15 protein-coding genes are annotated in these 18,321 nt (G+C 46.3%); 7 read left to right on the forward strand and 8 right to left on the reverse strand.

Features of this window, described 5'->3' with window-relative positions; genetic code table 11:
- Positions 1-78 precede the first annotated feature (78 nt).
- Complete coding sequence (locus BLR32_RS31055) at positions 79-708, reverse strand: CGNR zinc finger domain-containing protein (RefSeq protein WP_089838074.1); 630 nt, start codon at positions 706-708, stop codon at positions 79-81.
- 113 nt (positions 709-821) lie between these two features.
- Here BLR32_RS31055 and BLR32_RS31060 point away from each other — a divergent pair, with 113 nt between their 5' ends.
- From BLR32_RS31060 to BLR32_RS31070, 3 genes are all read left to right on the forward strand, one after another.
- Positions 822-1,763: an EamA family transporter gene (locus tag BLR32_RS31060; RefSeq protein WP_089838076.1), complete on the forward strand. Its 942-nt coding sequence runs from the start codon at positions 822-824 to the stop codon at positions 1,761-1,763.
- Between the two features lie 70 nt (positions 1,764-1,833).
- Positions 1,834-2,607, forward strand: coding sequence for a phosphosulfolactate synthase (locus BLR32_RS31065; protein WP_089838078.1), 774 nt, complete (start codon positions 1,834-1,836; stop codon positions 2,605-2,607).
- 684 nt (positions 2,608-3,291) lie between these two features.
- Positions 3,292-4,128 carry a hypothetical protein gene (locus tag BLR32_RS31070; RefSeq protein ID WP_089838080.1) on the forward strand — a complete coding sequence of 279 codons (837 nt, stop codon included), beginning with the start codon at positions 3,292-3,294 and terminating at the stop codon, positions 4,126-4,128.
- Between the two features lie 66 nt (positions 4,129-4,194).
- On the opposite strand, the gene mgrA is transcribed toward BLR32_RS31070, so the two are convergent.
- Together mgrA and BLR32_RS31080 are read right to left on the reverse strand one after the other, a co-directional pair.
- Positions 4,195-5,190 (reverse strand): L-glyceraldehyde 3-phosphate reductase, encoded by a 996-nt coding sequence (gene mgrA, locus BLR32_RS31075; RefSeq protein ID WP_089838081.1) that lies wholly within the window; start codon positions 5,188-5,190, stop codon positions 4,195-4,197.
- A gap of 128 nt (positions 5,191-5,318) precedes the next feature.
- Positions 5,319-6,194, reverse strand: coding sequence for an AraC family transcriptional regulator (locus BLR32_RS31080; RefSeq protein WP_089838083.1), 876 nt, complete (start codon positions 6,192-6,194; stop codon positions 5,319-5,321).
- 333 nt (positions 6,195-6,527) lie between these two features.
- On the opposite strand from BLR32_RS31080, the gene BLR32_RS31085 reads away from it, so the two are divergent.
- From BLR32_RS31085 to BLR32_RS31095, 3 genes are read left to right on the forward strand one after another with little or no spacing between them, the layout of a single operon-like run.
- Positions 6,528-7,442, forward strand: a complete 915-nt coding sequence (locus tag BLR32_RS31085) for a dihydrodipicolinate synthase family protein (RefSeq protein ID WP_089838085.1) — start codon at positions 6,528-6,530, stop codon at positions 7,440-7,442.
- A gap of 21 nt (positions 7,443-7,463) precedes the next feature.
- Positions 7,464-8,912, forward strand: coding sequence for an aldehyde dehydrogenase (NADP(+)) (locus BLR32_RS31090; protein ID WP_089838088.1), 1,449 nt, complete (start codon positions 7,464-7,466; stop codon positions 8,910-8,912).
- 17 nt (positions 8,913-8,929) lie between these two features.
- Positions 8,930-10,336 carry an APC family permease gene (locus BLR32_RS31095; protein ID WP_089838089.1) on the forward strand — a complete coding sequence of 469 codons (1,407 nt, stop codon included), beginning with the start codon at positions 8,930-8,932 and terminating at the stop codon, positions 10,334-10,336.
- A gap of 1 nt (position 10,337) precedes the next feature.
- On the opposite strand, the gene BLR32_RS31100 is transcribed toward BLR32_RS31095, so the two are convergent.
- The 4 genes from BLR32_RS31100 to BLR32_RS31115 form a co-directional block, all read right to left on the reverse strand.
- Complete coding sequence (locus BLR32_RS31100; RefSeq protein WP_089838091.1) at positions 10,338-11,264, reverse strand: transglutaminase family protein; 927 nt, start codon at positions 11,262-11,264, stop codon at positions 10,338-10,340.
- An 8-nt stretch (positions 11,265-11,272) separates the two neighbouring features.
- Positions 11,273-12,214: an alpha-E domain-containing protein gene (locus tag BLR32_RS31105; RefSeq protein ID WP_089838093.1), complete on the reverse strand. Its 942-nt coding sequence runs from the start codon at positions 12,212-12,214 to the stop codon at positions 11,273-11,275.
- Between the two features lie 27 nt (positions 12,215-12,241).
- Complete coding sequence (locus tag BLR32_RS31110; RefSeq protein ID WP_089838094.1) at positions 12,242-13,687, reverse strand: circularly permuted type 2 ATP-grasp protein; 1,446 nt, start codon at positions 13,685-13,687, stop codon at positions 12,242-12,244.
- A 201-nt stretch (positions 13,688-13,888) separates the two neighbouring features.
- Positions 13,889-14,563 carry a response regulator transcription factor gene (locus BLR32_RS31115; RefSeq protein ID WP_089838096.1) on the reverse strand — a complete coding sequence of 225 codons (675 nt, stop codon included), beginning with the start codon at positions 14,561-14,563 and terminating at the stop codon, positions 13,889-13,891.
- 269 nt (positions 14,564-14,832) lie between these two features.
- On the opposite strand from BLR32_RS31115, the gene BLR32_RS31120 reads away from it, so the two are divergent.
- A complete protein-coding gene (locus tag BLR32_RS31120) occupies positions 14,833-17,214 on the forward strand; it encodes a TonB-dependent receptor (protein ID WP_245705566.1) in 2,382 nt (793 codons plus the stop codon).
- Between the two features lie 131 nt (positions 17,215-17,345).
- Here the strand turns inward: BLR32_RS31120 and BLR32_RS31125 are convergent, their stop codons facing one another.
- Positions 17,346-18,155, reverse strand: a complete 810-nt coding sequence (locus BLR32_RS31125; protein ID WP_089838098.1) for a hypothetical protein — start codon at positions 18,153-18,155, stop codon at positions 17,346-17,348.
- Positions 18,156-18,321 lie beyond the last annotated feature (166 nt).

Consider the following 18,321-nt stretch of genomic DNA (forward strand, 5'->3'; position numbering starts at 1 on the left):
TTTGTTCCCGGGGCTATCACCCCGCGCTACAAACACTGGGACTCCTGACGGAGTCCTATTGTGTTTTATACCTACGTTTTATTCTTCAGCCTTTTCTTTTTTCTTCTGATAATAACGTTTGGACTTATCCGTGGTGCCGCAGGTCAGCGGACTACACCAACGTTTTTTATTGTTCTTGGTTTGATCCAGGAATATCCATCCGCAGGTTTCACATTCCTTGATCCGGGCATGTTCCTCATTGGTAAGTACATCATAGGCTGATTTCATTACCGTCCATAGGGGCGCCATAAGGTCTGTATCATCCCTTTCCATGGTAGCCTGAACACCTGTTCCCGTTTGTTCGAATTGCAGATGTGTCAAGGCGCCTGCCAGTGCTTTATTGAACTTTTCCAATACAGAGGGCGAAAGGCTAATGCCGTCGTTTTCCGCAATGCCGGAAAAGAAATGATACAGCGTTTCCCGGGTACGCTTTAGTTTCTGCAGCGCTGCCACTGCTGCCGGTTCATTCGCTGTAGCATATTGCAGTAAGGCAGTCCGCTGCGCTTCATCGAGGATCCCTACTTTCCTGCACCAGTCAATCAGCTCGGCATAACTACCAAGGTATTCATGCAGATTGGGTCCCCTCCATGCATTTACCGTATTGATAAAATGAAAACAGAGTGCCCCGCCATCCAGTGGCAATGTTGCTATAGATCTCTCTTTGCTCATCCATACCAAAAGTACAGCAATGTATTATTACTATCAAAAAATATTTTGCTGGTAATAAAAGTTTGCTAATTTTATACCAGCAAATGTAGTTTAACAAGTAAAAGAATAAGGTGATGGCTGAACAGAAAGCGCCGCAATGGCTGGTAGTATTGGCATTTATGGCTGTTTACATCGTATGGGGCACTACCTATCTGGCCGTCATCTACGGACTGAGAGGGTTTCCTCCATTTATGCTTTCTGCATTACGTTACCTGATGGCAGCGCTGTTACTATTGGGATGGTGTTTTATTAAGAAAGAAAAGTGGCCGGGCTGGCAGGCTGTCCGTTCCTGTTCTATCAGCGGATTGTTCATGCTGGTAGGAGGTAGCGGCATGGTTGCCTGGGCCGAGCAATATATTACTTCAGGACAGGCGGCTATTGTCATCGCGGCAGAACCTTTTATTTTCCTGCTGGCCGACCGGAAACGGTGGAAGGAGTATTTTTCCAACTGGTTCATTGTTACAGGATTATTGATTGGTTTTACGGGTATCCTCTTATTCTTTGGTGGCAGCAACGCAGCATCAGCGTCTACAGGAGATGTTACAACACAATGGATGGGATATGGCGCGATATTGATGGGCACCATTTTCTGGGTAGGTGGGGCATTACATGCAGAAGGTCGTATGGAGAAAGGTATTTCCAATATCGTCAGTTCCTGTATCCAGTTATTTGCCGGAGGAATATGCAGCAGCCTTTTAAGCGGTATTTCCGGTGAATGGGGTAAGATCCGTTTCAATGAAGTTCCTGCTGAAGCCTGGGCAGGCTTATTTTACCTGGTTATTTTCGGCTCCCTGATAGCCTATATGGCATTTACCTGGCTCATAACAGTGCGTCCGCCGGCATTGGTCAGCACCCACACCTACGTTAATCCCGTAGTGGCGGTGCTGGTGGGCTGGGTTTTTGTGAACGAGCAGTTGGGCTGGATGCAACTGGTGGCCATGGTGGTGATTCTACTGGGAGTATTGTTAACAAATTTCCCTTCCTATAAACTATCTTTTAATCAGCAACGCGCCTGATTATTTTTTGAATACCTTTGTCCGGAAGTTTAAATCAAGGAAGTAAATCGAGTACAAAACTTTAGGTAAAATGAATTTTAATCTGGACAAAATTCCCAATCGTACACAGCAGCCACGCTCATTCGGTATTACCATGGTGACCGATAAAGGTCTGAGCCTGCAGGATACAAAGGACTTCCTCTCTGTAGCCGCTCCGCATGTCGATATGGTGAAACTGGCTTTTGGGACCGCCTATGTAACGCCTAACCTGGATGAAAAGATCAAGGTATACCAGTCATTTAACATCCCCGTTTATTTCGGTGGACTGCTACTGGAAGCTTTCATCATCCGCAACCAGTTTGATGATTATATAGAAGTCAGTAAAAAGTACGGTATCAACTACTTTGAGGTATCCGATGGTTCTCTTTCCATCCCGCACGCTGAAAAATGCGGTTACATCGAGAAACTAGCTAAACTGGGTACGGTATTGAGTGAAATTGGTTCCAAGGATAAAGATCGTGAGCATATCACCCCTCCCTATAAATGGATAGAACTGATGAAGGCAGAACTTTCTGCTGGTTCCCAATATATTATCGCAGAAGCAAGGGAAAACGGTACCGTAGGTCTGTACCGCGATTCCGGAGAAGTACGTGAGGGCCTGGTGCAGGAGATCCTGACACAGGTACCAGGTGAGAAGATCATCTGGGAAGCGCCAAGGAAAGACCAGCAATTGTACTTCCTGGATCTCATTGGTTGTAACGCGAACCTGGGTAATATCGCGGCCCACGAAGTGATCTCACTGGAGGCAATGCGTGTAGGCTTACGCGGCGACAGCTTCCATTTCTTCCTTGACGGAGGCAAATAGGTTTTTACATATAAGTAAAGCGGGGCTGATCTTTTCGAAAAGATCAGCCCCGCTTTTTATTAGCATTAAATCAGGAATAGACCAGGTATCAGCTATGCTCCTCCTATGGAGATGTATCCGGTATGGATTCAGTACCTATTCGGTACAAATTCGGTGCGACCTATAACCTATAGGCTCCGCACTATAGCGTTATAGGCACTATTCTATAGCCATCGCTATAGAACAGTAGGCCTAATGTAGGACTACAGAGCCTATAGATATAGCACCGCACTATAGTCCCACACTACTCGTACTATACATGTATCAAACGTCATTAACAAACCATAATAGGACTCCGTTAGGAGTCCCATTGTTTGTAGCCCGGGGTTTTCAACCCCGGGTCACGTGTTGTAATTTGTGGTTTAACCCCAAAATAAAATGGGCGATAACCCCGGGGTATTGAAACGGGTTTTCACCCCGGATTCATATAACGGGATCGCTCGCGGCGATAGACCCCGGTAGGGGGCTTTGTGTTTGTAGCCCCGGGGGGCAACCCCGGTGAATCATAAATTCGTCTTGGTCACATTTGAAATAAATTGTATATTTGACGCATAATAGTAAGACCAGATCCTGCAGGTCACTTGCTTTAACCCTTATAACATAACCCGTACACTTAAAAAAATCAGAAAAGACACATTCGAAACCATGAAAAAATCCCTATTCAGTGCAGTAGCACTCACTGTATTATTTGTTGCATGTAAAGACGACAACGATACAATCACCCCGCAAATGCAGATTAAAGCTACCAAACTATTTCTGAACTCGGTCTCAGAATATGACAGTACCGGTGTGACTTATAATGCAGCTAACAACGTAGCTACTTTCTCGTCTTTTGCCCAAAAAGAGAGCTATGCCTTCTATAGTGAACTAGTATATGGGAATGGAAAACTGGCCAAATTACTCGTCAGCGAAGATGCTCCTACCGCCTTGGAAGATAAGCAGGACTATGAGTATAACGCTGCCGGTGATCTGTCGAAGGTCATGATATATGGCGCCGATAAGCTGATTGATGCCTATGACAGCATTGTTTATGATAACAACGGACGTTATGCTGCCATGTATTCTTTTGGGGTTTCACAGGAACCTGGTACTGAAGGCCGGCCATTTGAAAACTACGGAAAGACGCTGTACGATTGGGATAGTAAAGGTAATCTCATCAAAGAGATCTATATTTCAATAATAGATGGTCAGGAGACGGATTCTATCACAACGGTATATACCTACGATGATAAAGTGAACTTCATAGCAATACAACCGGAACTGTATTTAATACACCCAAGAGAAGTAGCTATAGGACTGTCTGTTAATAACATTCTTACGCTGAGAACAGAATACTCCAATTATTCTGAAGCAGAAACCAACGTGTATACATACGATGGGGATGGCTATCCTGTTACCCGGGAAAATACGTCACAAAGTATACAGGATGGAGAGGTCGTGTATACCAGGGTGGAAAATACCAGCATCCGTTACGTTAAGTAGTAACTAATGCATATAAAAAAGAAGCCGGCCCACACATGGAGCCGGCCTTCTTTTTTTGAACCCTTATTATTTCAGAATACTTTCTATTTCCTGTAATTCCGCTGCATCAAACTGTACCTTATCCAATGCTCCCAGGTTATTATCCAGCTGCGCTACAGAGCTGGCGCCTATCAGCACAGAAGTGATACGTTTGTCTTTCAGCAGCCAGGCGAGCGCCATCTGTGCGAGCGACTGACCTCTCTTTTGTGCAATAGCATTCAGACGCTGGATCTTATCCAGTTTATCCTGCGTGATCTGGTCTGCTTTCAGAAAGCCGCTTGGTTTGCTGGCCCTGGAGCCTTCCGGAATACCTTTCAGGTATCGGTCTGTCAGCAGGCCCTGTGCCAGTGGGGAGAATGGAATACATCCCACACCGTTTTCGCCCAGTACGTCCAGCAGTCCGCCTTCCACCCATCTTTCGAACATGGAGTATTTAGGCTGATGGATCAGGCAGGGAGTACCCAATGATTTTAACACCGCGAGTGCAGCTTTGGTTTGCTCCGCAGAATAATTGGACAATCCCACATATAAAGCCTTGCCCTGACGTACAGCAGTATCCAGTGCGCCCATTGTTTCTTCAATAGGTGTGTCAGGATCAGGACGGTGGGAGTAGAAGATGTCAACATAATCCAGCTTCATACGGCGAAGGCTCTGATCGAGACTGGACAGCACGTATTTGCGGGAACCCCATTCTCCATATGGACCAGGCCACATCAGGTAGCCGGCCTTGGTAGAGATTACCAGCTCATCTCGCAGGTAACCAGTAAAATCTTTCTGAAGTATAGCACCGAAGTTCTCTTCAGCAGAACCGGGCAGTGGACCGTAGTTATTAGCAAGGTCAAAATGCGTGATTCCCTTGTCAAAGGCACGGCGTACAATCTGACGGCCATTCTCAAAATTATCTATGGAACCGAAGTTATGCCACAGGCCAAGTGAAACAGCAGGAAGACGGATCCCGCTTTTGCCACAGCGGTTATAGAGCATAGCATCATACCGGTCACCGGCGGGTACATAAGCACTCATATGGAATTTATTTTTTGGATACCCAAGATAGCAGTTATTAGTAAGAAATTACTAAACCAGCCGGTTTTAAGATCAATACTATTTAATTAGAGAGCAAAGCAACGAACCATCAGCAGGGAGTGCTCCTGCTAAACGCTCTGGAAATAACTGTTCATATATTCACTGGGCGACTTGTTAGTCACCGTCTTAAATACCCTGTTAAAATTGGTAATGCTGTTAAACCCACAGGTATATGCCACGGTGGCAATATTATCGTAAGTACCGTCCGTCAGCTTTTTACACGCCTCATTGATACGCACTTCATTCAGGAAAGACACAAATGTATGTAAGGTATGTTTCTTAAAGAACCGGCAGAATGCCTGTGGCGTCATATGCGCTTGTTTGGCAGCATCTTCCAGCGTGATAGGCTGATCGTAGTTATGCATGATGTAGTTGTAGATATGGCCGATACGGATACCTTCATGCTCGCTCACATGCTGTGTATTCTGACCGGAGGCCAGCGGTGTAATATCCTGGTAGCCGGACAACTGCTTCAGAAGTTCCACGAACTGCAGCAATTGTTCTGTACCTGAACTGTTTGTGACTTTCAGCATACGACTGGATATCTCCGTAGCATGTTCCTGTGGTACTTTAAATCCTGACTGGTGTTGCTGGATGAAGTTCTTCAGCAGCTTGATCTCCGGCAGATTAAAGAAACCTGCCAGTTCACCATCCGGATTAAAGAAAATAACCAGGGCGATGATCTTCTTACGGCTCTTGGGCTGAAAATAAGACGCTTCACTTTTAAAGATATGAGGTTGATTGGCGCCCAGCCAGTAGATCTCGTTCGGACGGAAAGCATGCATGTTGTTGTCAGCAACGAGCGTGCCCTCTCCCTGTTGTATCCAGGTCAGCTGGATCTCCTTGTGCCTGTGAAGATGAGGATAGAAATAGGGGAGCACGTCTCTCTGCACGATGATCGATTTGTCCAGCGGAACAGGTATGGTGAACTGTAGCACTTTCATCTGTTAGCAATTTTAAAGTAAAGCAAGTTGTTGGCCCTTGCCGGAATCTGATTACAGGTGTTTATTCTTCTATGCGGCAATTACAATTTGTATTGGTTGATCGTCCTGACACTAATGAGTGTGAATTGTACAATTATTTTACTGATGACCCAATATTACAAATTTTAACCCGGATTCAGCAAAAAAATAAAATTACCGGTGAAAAAAAGGTTAACTCTATCTGTATGATGCTGCTAAGAATATAAAACAGGTTAATATCGGCTAATAATTGATTACTATCAGGTAGCATCCCTTTCCCTGTTTCTGATACTTTTGAAAAAAAATTGTTCTTCTATGGCTATTGAATGGAAAGGAATATTTCCTGCATTTACAACCAAATTTACAGCCGCTGATGAACTGGACCTGCCGTTGTTCGGGAAGAACCTGCAAGCCCAGATTGAGGCTGGTATTGACGGGGTTATTTTAGGCGGCTCTCTGGGGGAAGCCAGTGTTATCACTACCGCTGAAAAAGAAACCCTCACTAAATATGCAGTGGAACAGGTAGCAGGGAAAATCCCGGTTGTCATGAATATCGCAGAAGGCTCTACCGCTGAAGCTATCAGACAGGCAAAGCTGGCCGCATCATGGGGCGCGAAAGGATTGATGTTATTGCCTCCTATGCGTTACAAAAGTGATGAACGCGAAACTGCGGAATATTTTAAAGCAGTTGCCGCATCCACAGAATTACCCATCATGATCTATAACAATCCGGTGGATTACAAAGTGGAAGTAACACTGGACATCTTCGATCAGCTGCAGCAATACAGCAACATACAGGCTGTAAAAGAGTCTACCAGGGATGTATCTAACGTAACACGTATGATCAGCCGTTTCGGCGACCGTTATAGTATTCTGTGCGGTGTGGATACACTGGCCATGGAAGAGATGATCCTGGGTGCGAAAGGCTGGGTCGGCGGACTGGTATGTGCTTTCCCTGCAGAAACAGTAGCTATTTATAAGCTGACTAAAGCGGGACGCATTGCAGAAGCACTGGCTATTTATCGCTGGTTCCTGCCATTGCTGGAGCTGGATCTGCATGCGAAGCTGGTACAGTATATTAAACTGGCTGAACAACAGGCAGGACTGGGTAGTGAGGCAGTGAGAGCGCCGCGTCTTCAGCTGATAGGCGCAGAAAGGGAGAGGATCCTGAAGGTGATTGACACAGCTATTGCCAGCAGACCTGTATTACCTGATTATCGTTCACTATAACAATAAGACTTAAACAGCACCATGCAGATAGATGATGTTATGCAGCGGTCAGCAGAGGCGTTTGCGCAGTACAGGGAGGTCACCCCTTCGGTACGCGCTGCGTTCCTCGAAACAATCGCTTCGGAAATAGCACAGGTAAGAGATATGCTGGTAGAGACAGCGCAGGCAGAAAGCAATCTGCCTGCTGCAAGGCTCAATGGTGAGATCACCCGCACCACCAACCAGTTGCAGTTGTTTGCCAACCTGATAAAAGAAGGCAGTTGGGTAGAAGCTGTCATTGATACGGCCAGGCCGGATAATACACCTGCAAGGCCAGACCTCCGCAGGATGCTGGTACCCGCAGGACCGGTAGTGGTATTCGGCGCCAGTAATTTCCCCTTTGCCTTCTCTACTGCCGGTGGCGATACCGCCAGTGCACTGGCTGCGGGAGCTACGGTTGTTATTAAAGGCCATCCTGCGCATCCACGTACTTCCCAGGCAGTATTTGAAGCCATGCAAAAGGCCATCAGTAAAAGCGGTATGCCGGAATTCACGGTGCAGCATGTTACCGGTGAAGGCAATGCAATAGGCAAAGCGCTGGTAACACATCCGCTGACTACCGGCGTTGGTTTTACAGGCTCTTTACAGGGAGGGAAAGCCTTGCTGGGCTACGCTGCGGAGAGAGAGGTTCCCATCCCGGTATTCGCAGAAATGAGCAGCATTAATCCTGTTGTTTTTTATCCTGACGCACTGGCTACCCAGGCAGAACAACTGGCGCAGACCTTTGCAGGTTCTGTTACACTGGGCATGGGACAATTCTGTACGAATCCCGGTCTGCTGATTGGTTTGAAGAGTGCCGCCCTGGACAATTTCGCCAGCTTACTGGGTAATGCAATTGCTGCTGTTGCTCCGCAGAAGATGCTGCACAAAGGCATCTGTGAAGCCTATGGCAAGGGGCGTACCCATATGCTTGCCCAGCAGGACGTTGTGTTGGTGAATCAATCTGTCGCTCCTGCAGACATGGAAGCATGGCCATCTCTGGCCCGTACTACGGCTAAGACATTCCTCGGTAATCCACACCTGAAAGAAGAGTTGTTCGGGCCCTTTTCCTTGCTGGTAGAGTGTGCAGATAAAGCAGAACTGCTGGCGGTATTGAAAAGCCTGCACGGACAGCTGACCACCACTATCGTAGGCACTGCCGCCGATACCTTGCAATGGAAAGACGTGATTGCTGCACAATCTACCCTGGCAGGCCGTGTTATTTTAAACAACCCGCCTACCGGTGTGGAAGTATGTGCTGCCATGGTACATGGCGGACCGTTCCCGGCTACGACTGATCAGCGTTTCACTTCAGTAGGTACAGGCGCTATCCGTCGCTGGGTAAGACCCGTATGCTTCCAGAATTTCCCGGACGAGATGTTACCCGATGCGCTGAAGGCTGCAAATCCGTTAGGCATCTGGCGGCAGATTGACAATCAGTTTACGCGATAAACCACTATACCCTACGTATGTCAGATCAACCAAAATCTTTCCAGCGGTCCTTCGGACTGCTGGATGCAACAATGATTGTGGCCGGTTCCATGATTGGTTCCGGCATTTTCCTGGTAAGTGCAGACATCACCCGTAATGTCGGCTCCGCCGGCTGGCTGGTACTGATATGGATCATCACCGGTCTCCTTACACTGACCGCCGCTATGAGCTATGGAGAGCTAAGCGCTATGTTCCCGCAGGCCGGAGGACAATACGTCTATCTCAGAGAAGCGTTCAATCGCCTCACCGGTTTCCTCTTCGGATGGAGTTTCTTCACGGTAATACAGGCTGGTTCTATTGCAGCAGTAGGCGTAGCTTTCGCCAAGTTCTCCGCTTATCTTTTTCCGGTACTGAGTGAGAAGAATATCGTATTTGATCTGTCATTTATACAAATATCAGCAGCGCAGATCACCTCCATCCTCCTCATTGTATTGCTGACGTTTATCAATACCCTGGGCGTAAAGGAAGGAAAGCTGATACAGACAGGATTTACTTTAGCCAAAATAGCGGCCTTGCTGGCACTGATCTTATTCGGATGCTTTGCAGCCGATAAAGGCGTATGGGATGCCAACTGGCAGACAGGTTTTGATCTGGGTAAAATGACAGAGCATAGCGATAGCCTGGCGCCGTATGTTGGGCTGGCGGCATTGGGCGCTATAGCCGGTAGTATGGTGGGTAGTTTGTTCAGCAGCGATTCCTGGAATAATGTAACCTTCATCGCCGGAGAAATCAAGAATCCTGAACGTAACATTGGCAGAAGTCTGTTCCTCGGTACGCTCATTGTTACTGTTATCTATGCGGCTACCAACCTGGTGTACCTGGGTGTATTGCCACTGAAGGAAATCGCCTTTGCAGAAAATGAAAGGGTAGGAGTAGCAGCAGCTGTGAAGATATTCGGAACCAGGGGTACTTACATTATCGCCGCACTGTTAATGGTTTCTACTTTCGGTTGTAACAATGGCCTTATCCTGTCTGGCGCCCGTGTATGTTATACAATGGCAAAGGATGGCGTGTTCTTCAAACAACTGGCCACACTGAACAAAAACGCTGTTCCGGGAAAGGCCCTGTGGATACAATGTATCTGGGCATCTGTATTATGTTTAAGTGGCAAATATGGCCAGCTGCTGGACTATGTGATCTTTGTGGTATTGATCTTTTATATCCTGACCATTGCGGGTATCTTCAGGTTACGTCGTACACGACCTGAGTTACCAAGGCCATATAAGGCGTTTGGATACCCTGTATTGCCTTTGTTATACATTGTATCCGCCGCTACTATTTGCTTCGCGCTATTGGTCTATAAACCGATGTATACGTGGCCCGGATTAGGCATTGTATTGCTGGGAATACCTGTCTATTATTTTGCATGGAGGAATAAGTCCTGATTTATTGTTGTCCTTCGGAATTATCATCCATTGTTGCTGCCTCCCCCTGCAGGTGCACGTCATTGGTCTCTTCGAATATATTACCATCTTCATAGCCTACCGCTACGAACACAGACAGCTTTTGTTTTGCAGGTCCTTTGAAGGTACCTTTCACAGGACTACAATCATTAAAATGCCTTCCTACAGATAACTTCACATGTTTGTTGGTGACCCAGATATTATTGGTAGGGTCAATGCCCGCCCAGCCATATCCGGGTATCCAGGCTTCTACCCAGGCATGGGTGGCGCCTTCACCACGCATACCATCCTTATTCGGACAGATATACCCGCTTACATAACGGCAGGGAATACCGCAGGAACGGAGGATGTGTAACATGATATGCGCAAAGTCCTGGCAAACGCCTGCCCGGTGTTGCAGGATCTCGTCTACCGTTGTCTCAATATTGGTGATCCCTTTCAGGTACTTGAAATTCTTGAAGATATATTCACTACAATGTTCGGTAACAGCTGCCACGCTTTTACCTGGCTGCTTTATTATCGTAATGATATTATTGATCGCACTCTGCGTTTTTATAATATCGGGTTGCGCCAGTTCCAGCAACAGCAGCTGGCCTGCCATTTCTTCTTGTAGCTGGTCGAAGGTAGAATGAAAATTGATCTGCAATTGTGAAGAGGCGGTAGTGCGCACCAGCAGTTTACTTTCAATGGTGAGTACTTTATGCGGAGGCAGCAGGTTGAAGTTACCGGATTTATTCCCCCAATAGTCTGTGAAGGTGTGTATTTCCGGCTGTCCCGTGATCAGCAGGTCATGCTGGAGTATTTCCTGCTCCGGGCATTTATACGGGAAGATCTTAATCTCATTTACGCTTTCTTTAACCGGTCTGTCGTACTCGTACCTGGTAACATGATGAATTCTGAAAATGGCCATATGCTAAGTTATGCGTAGGAGAAAAATTTTTGACTCAACAGGTTGGTGAAATGCAGGAGATCGTGGCGAAGGTTCTCCAGGAAAGGTTTTAACGTCTGGTTGTTGAGATCATCTATTTCCAGATGTTTCACTTTACTGTACAGCCTTCCAAAGTTCCTGATCAGCGCTGCATTCTCTTCAGAGATATGACCTTTGGTCACATCCTGCAGGTGCCTGTCAATTCTGCCCAGCGAATATATAACGGAATGAGGAAAATCTTCATTGAATAATACCTGATGCAGTACATCGTGTGTATATTGATACGACCGGTATGTTTTGAGATGGAGCTCATAGCCCGAAAGAGACATCAGCAGATGCCGCCACTGCATAATATCTTTGATCTCATCCACCTTGTACTGGTTGCGCGCGTATTGTTTGTCAGTCAGCACAATAGTTTCCAGGCAGCGCTCGATGTATTTCCCGAGGTTCATAAATCCCCAGCCGATGCCCCGGGCCATGGTGATATCAGTGATGCCTGTATAAAGCACAGAATGCCGGGTGAAAAGGTCAAGGATATCCGCAGCTTCATAATTGGACAAACGGCTATCCAGTGCCGGCTGATTGATCAGGTGATAGAAAGAGTTGACCTCCTCCCATACTTCCTTCGTAATATAGTCCTGGATGCCGCGGGCGTTTTCCCTGGCTTTGCCAATGATGCATTTCAGGGAATTATTGTTCGCAGTGTCTGTCAGGAGTTTCTTCAGGGCTGCGCCTGTATTCCCTTCGATAGCCTTGAGCTCTTCTTCACTTGCACTGGTAAAGGTTTCCAGAACAGGGCGCCAGGTAAGGGGCCCGTTCACATCCTTGTCGAGCGATAAAAGATTATGAGTAGCCGTAACACGTAATAGTCCTTCTGCCCGCTCCATATAACGGGCCAGCCAGAATAGTGAATCTGCGATCCTGCTTAGCATGAATAAAACTTCGTTTGGTGTGGTGAATCAATCTATAACCCAGGTATCTTTACTACCTCCTCCCTGTGAGGAATTGACGATCAGGGAATCTTTGCGTAGCGCAACCCTGGTAAGTCCGCCCGGTACGATCTGTACGCCCTGCGGACCACAGAGGGCATAAGGACGGAGATCTACGTGCCTTGCCTGGAAGGTGCCGTCTATGAAACAGGGAACGGTAGATAGTTTAATGATAGGCTGCGCAATAAAACTACGAGGTTCGGCTTCAATAGCCGCTTTCGCCTTTGCCCATTCTTCCGGCGCCACCTTATTGCCCATCACCATGCCATAGCCTCCCGACTGGTTGGTCCTTTTGATGACCATCTGTGTATAGTTGTCAAACACATATTGCCGGGCATCAGGGTCGCTCATTTCATAGGTAGGCACATTGGGCAGGATCGGCTCTTCATTGAGGTAATACCGGATCATGGCAGGCACATAGGCGTATACAGCTTTATCATCGGCAACACCATTCCCTACCGCATTTACAATGGCTACATTACCCATACGGTAAGCGCTCATCAGTCCGGGGATGCCCAGTGCACTGTCGGGACGAAACATCAGCGGATCAAGGAATTCATCGTCAATACGACGGTATATCACATGCACCTGTTCCAGGCCATTGGTAGTTTTCATATATACCTTATGGTTGTTCACCACCAGGTCTCTTCCTTCCACGAGTGGAATCCCCATCTGCCGGGCAAGAAAGGTATGTTCATAGTAGGCTGAATTATAGATACCGGGTGTCAGCAATACCACCAGGGGATTAGACAGTTGTCCGGGGCCCATCTGCAGCAGTATTTCATGCAGCAGGAGGGGGTAGTTGCTTACGCGTCTCACATGACTGGCGGCCAGCAATTCAGGAAAGATCCTTTTGGTCACTTCCCGGTTCTCCAGCATATAACTGACGCCTGATGGCGTACGCAGGTTATCCTCCAGTACATAAAAGAGACCATCTTCTCCGCGGATCAGGTCTATTCCGGAAATATGTACATATACATCATGAGGCACCTTAATACCAAATACCTCGCGGCTATAATGGGGGCAGGAAGCAATCAGGGAGGCCGGAACAATCTTGTCTTTCAGGATTTGCTGCTCATTATAAATGTCTTTGAGGAACAGATTGAGCGCTTTCAGACGCTGTTTTATACCTGCTTCTATATGATCCCATTCCTGGCCTGTAATAATGCGGGGAATAATGTCAAAAGGGAAAATGCGTTCAATGCCGGCATCTTCGCTATAGACGGTGAAGGTGATGCCCTGGTTCATAAAAAGCTCGCCGGCCAGTCTGTCTTTCTGTTGCAGATCACTGATATTAAACTGTTTAAGGGTGGCAATGACCTTGCTGTATTGCTCCCTGATCTGCTGCCGGTCGCACATCTCGTCCCAGATGCCGGTGGCATAGTCGTATTGTTCCAATAATGTTGGCAGGCTCATACCAGTGGTTTAGTGGGTTAGTAAGATTTTGGTCGATAGCTACAATTTAATGTTTTACGAGGAGAAATAGTAGCAGCCTGTTCAAAAAGAGTTCAAATTTCAGTAGAAGGCTCTGAAAAATGTGAAGTAATAAGTGGAATTATGTTATATGATATTATTTATAATATATCGGAGTGATTGGACTCAGTCCGGGAATGAGGCTTACGCTTCCCATTTATATCCAGTAGCGTAGATTGTTTTCAGGTAATTGCCTGCGCCGGCTTCGTGGAGTTTCTTTTTGAGGTTTTTGATGTGAGCGTAAATGACATTGTTATCTTCACGAAGGCCGGCAATATCGCCTGAAAGCTGCTCCGCCAGTTCATGTTTTGAGATCACCTTGTTTTTATTGCCGATGAAATATAAGAGCAGGTCAAACTCTTTCCTGGTAAGAATGACAGGGTTATTATTGATCGAAACAGTTTTAGCCAGCAGATCGATGGTCAGTTCTTCCTGACGGATAACATTGCAGTTGTCGTATTTCATCCTTCTGATAACGGAAAAGATCCTGGCTGCCAGTTCCGGTAAATGAAATGGTTTCGTCACATAATCATCCGCCCCCTTTTCCAGTGCAGAGATCTTATCCTCGTATGCAGTTTTAGCGGAAATGACGATGATACCGGCCATTTTATTATACGCCTTTATTGCTTCCAGCAGCTTGTTGCCATCCCCGTCTGGCAGTACCAGGTCCAGCAGGATGCAATCATACTCATACATCTCTATTTTAGACAGTGCCCGCTGATAAGTGTTTGCATATTCACATATATAATTCCCGTCAGATAAATAGGAGATCATAACCTGCGATAATGCCAGATCGCCATCGATGATCAATAGTTTCATGTCACAATATTATCCCCCAATTCTGAATTAATTCTGAATGCAGAAGGCGCTTCTGGTTACGATCGGATATATAATGTTTTATTTCATATCGTTTGGCGGACTCGTGAACTATGAAAATCAATAGGGTAGGGTGTTTGGGGTATTGGTGCCCTGCCCCGGAGTACCCCTTCCGGATACCTTGCTATTCCTTTTCATAGTGCCTTATTTTTTCCCGATCCGAGCCATTTACTACTCATGAGTATTCTTTCTTTGCATAAAATTTACTGTAGTTGAAACATCTATACTTTTTACTCGGTTTTGTTCTGATCAATATTGCCGCATTTGCACAAAACGGTACTATTAAAGGAACGATCAATTCTGCCGATGGCAAGCCTGCCGCATTCGTAACAGTGGGCCTGAAGGATACGAAGAAAGGAGCAGTGACTAATGAAGAAGGGCAGTTTATACTCAAAAACGTAAAGCAAGGTGACTATGTACTGGTAATTTCTTATACCGGTACCAAAACAATACATAAGTCAGTTGTCGTTACTGCTGACCAGACCACTGAGGTGACTGCGGAACTGGAAGCGACCGCCGCACAGCTGAATGAAATAGTGGTAGCAGGCACCAAAACAAGAACGATCAACAAAAGCCCAGTTAACATAGGTAAGATCCCTGTTGCAGCAATAGACCTTCCGCAGGGTGTTGCGATAATCGGACATGAAACACTGGAAGAGCAGCAGGTACAACGTATGAGCGATGTAGTGAAGAATGTGAATGGCGTATACATGGCCTCTTCCCGTGCCAGCACCCAGGAAGCATTTAATGCAAGAGGATATGCTTTTTCCAGCACTAATATGTTCAAGAATGGCGCACGTGTCAATTCCGGTGTAATGCCTGAAATGAGCTCCCTCGAGAAAGTAGAGATCCTGAAAGGAAGCGCTGCCATCCTCTATGGCAACGTAGCTCCCGGTGCAGTGATGAATATGGTGACTAAACAGCCTAAGTTTAACTTCGGTGGTGAAGTGAATGTACGCACAGGTAGTTATGGCCTCTTAAAGCCTGCATTTGATGTGTATGGACCGATTTCTTCGAAAGTAGCATACAGGATCGACGGTACATTTGAAACAACAGATAGCTACCGCGATAAAGTACATTCAAAACGTTATTACGTAAATCCTTCCCTGCTGTTTAAATTAAGCGACCGCACAGAATTACTGGTACAGGGTGATTATCTGAAGCACGACTTTACACCTGATTTCGGTATCGGTTCCCTGGATAATAATAAAATACCTGATGTACCACGTAACAGCTTCTATGGTACCCCATGGCAGTATGCACACACACAACAATCATCTGCAGGTGCATCTATCAAACATAAACTGAATGATGTATGGACTTTGAACGGTATGGTCTCCTACCAGCGTTATAGCCGCGATTATTACGCTGTAGAAAGGATCCAGGCAGATGCTACCGGTAAATGGGCTCGTCCGCTGAACAGGGCTTTCAACAGTGAAGATTATTACCTGGCACAGGTAGACCTGAATGGTAAGTTCAAAACAGGTAGCCTGGAACATAATGTGCTGGCAGGTGTGGATGCAGACCGTTACTATACCAAGGCTTATTCCTACAACCAGCCTACTACTTACGATACTGTCAATATCCTGGATCCCAGCCTGTATACACCACGTACTGATATCCCGGATGCTGTAAGGATCAAGGACGTAACAACTCCGATCAACCGTGTCGGCGTGTATGTACAGGACCTGATTAAGATCACGCCTAAGTTAAATGTGCTGGCAGGTGTAAGGTTCTCTTACCTGCAGAATGAAGCGCCGGCCACCTACGACTACAAATCAGGCCAGACTACGAAGACTGCCGCTAAATATGACGATGCCTTCTCTCCAAGAATAGGTATCGTATACAAACCGATAGAAACCATGGCAGTATTCGCAAGTTATTCCAACTCTTTCACACCAAACAGTGGTCTGGCTGTTGACAGTACAACACTGGATCCATCTGTTATTGATCAATATGAAGTAGGTGTGAAAAATGATTTCCTGAAAGGAAAACTGTCAGTGAATGTTACCGCATATCGTATCAAGAACAGCAACTACGCACAGACCGCTCCATTCCAGAAAGATGGTGTGACGCCAAACAACAATACCAACCTGAAAGCGCTGATAGGTGAAACATTAAGCCGTGGTGTGGAAGTGGATATCGCTGGTCATCCTTTACCAGGACTGGATGTAATTGGTGGATACAGCTACAATAACATTACGATAGAAAGCAGCACCGGTCTAACTGGCGGCTCTATAAAAGGTGAACGCCTGGTAGGCAATCCTAATCACACTGCCAATGCCAATGTGTTCTATACCTTGCAGAAATCTGCACTGAAAGGCGTGAAGTTTGGCGTAGGGTATTACTATATCGGTCAGCGTTTCGGTGGATGGAACAACACCATCAACCAGAGCCAGAAATACAACCGTCTCATCTCCGCACCAGGTTTCTCCACACTAGATCTGAGCGCAGGTTATTCTTTCAAACGTTTCTCTGTACTGGCGAAAGTATCTAACGTTACCAATACTTACAACTATTACGTACACGAGAACTACAGTATCAACCCGATACCACCTACCCAGTTCGTAGGTACCTTATCTTACAGGTTTTAAGTTTAAGTAACCATACAAACAATGAAAACGGGCGTCTCATACTTTTGGGGGCGCCCGTTTTTATTGTATTTCAGCTTTAAAAATTACCGATTCCGGGATACACCTTCTCAGATACTGGTAATTTCAAAATACTAAAAGAACTGAATGCCATCCCATAATGCCGCACTGTCATTAAACTCATTTCTGAGTAGTACAGGTGCAGTAGGAGAAGAAGAAGACCTTACTCTCATATAATCAACATATCCATATCCTTTAAACCCAACCTGGAAATCTTTCACAAGACCCACCCGCTGCGGATTATAGTTGGTGGAAAGTACCAGTACGTCATTGATATACGTTGAAATTGTTCCGGTACTAACGTTTAACCTGAGCTTTACAACCGTCCAGTCGTTAAATGAACGCACCAGTTGCGGCATGTTACTAACGCCTGCTGTACCTACTTTCAGCCTGGTGAAACTCTGTTTGGCGGTTTGGGAAACGAACAATACAGATGCTGTATTCTGAGCCCCTATAATATCCAGTTCTACATCATTGGCAGCAACAGCCCCAGTGCCGGTAGTAGGATTTTTCAATCGCACTTCCAGTTCAAGTGTATCGCCGGAAGTATTGGGCAGCAGATCGCAGCTAGGGGTGGCGGTGTGCACAAAGTGCACTGACGACCAGTACGGTGATGGATAAGGGCCTCCGGTGAAACGGACATAACCACCCGTAACATAAGGGTCTATGTCAGATATAATGGTGTACTGTGGCGTGGGGTCGGTGGTAGCAAAGGCGCCCTCCATGCCGTACGAGCAGGCGAGGATACCAGCTGTTGAAGCGGTAGTTTTGTCCTCGGAGGATAACAGATCGGGCTTGACTTTGTTTTCTTTTCCGCAGGAGACACTAAAAAGGAGAAGCGTGGCCATGAATAGTTGGGTAACTGAGGTCTTTTGAGTTTTCATGATATATGATTTTTGTTAAAAAAGCCAGCATGTAATGCGTTACAGGATCAAATCATGGGTAACAGGTGAAATGATTGATGCTGAACGTTGGGTCGAACAAGGGTCGTCGTGGTTATCTAGTTAAAGAATGACTGGGTATTTTTTTCAGGATCTGATTAACGAACGT

It is taken from the genome of Chitinophaga filiformis, assembly GCF_900102545.1.
GTDB classification, from domain to species: Bacteria; Bacteroidota; Bacteroidia; order Chitinophagales; family Chitinophagaceae; genus Chitinophaga; species Chitinophaga filiformis.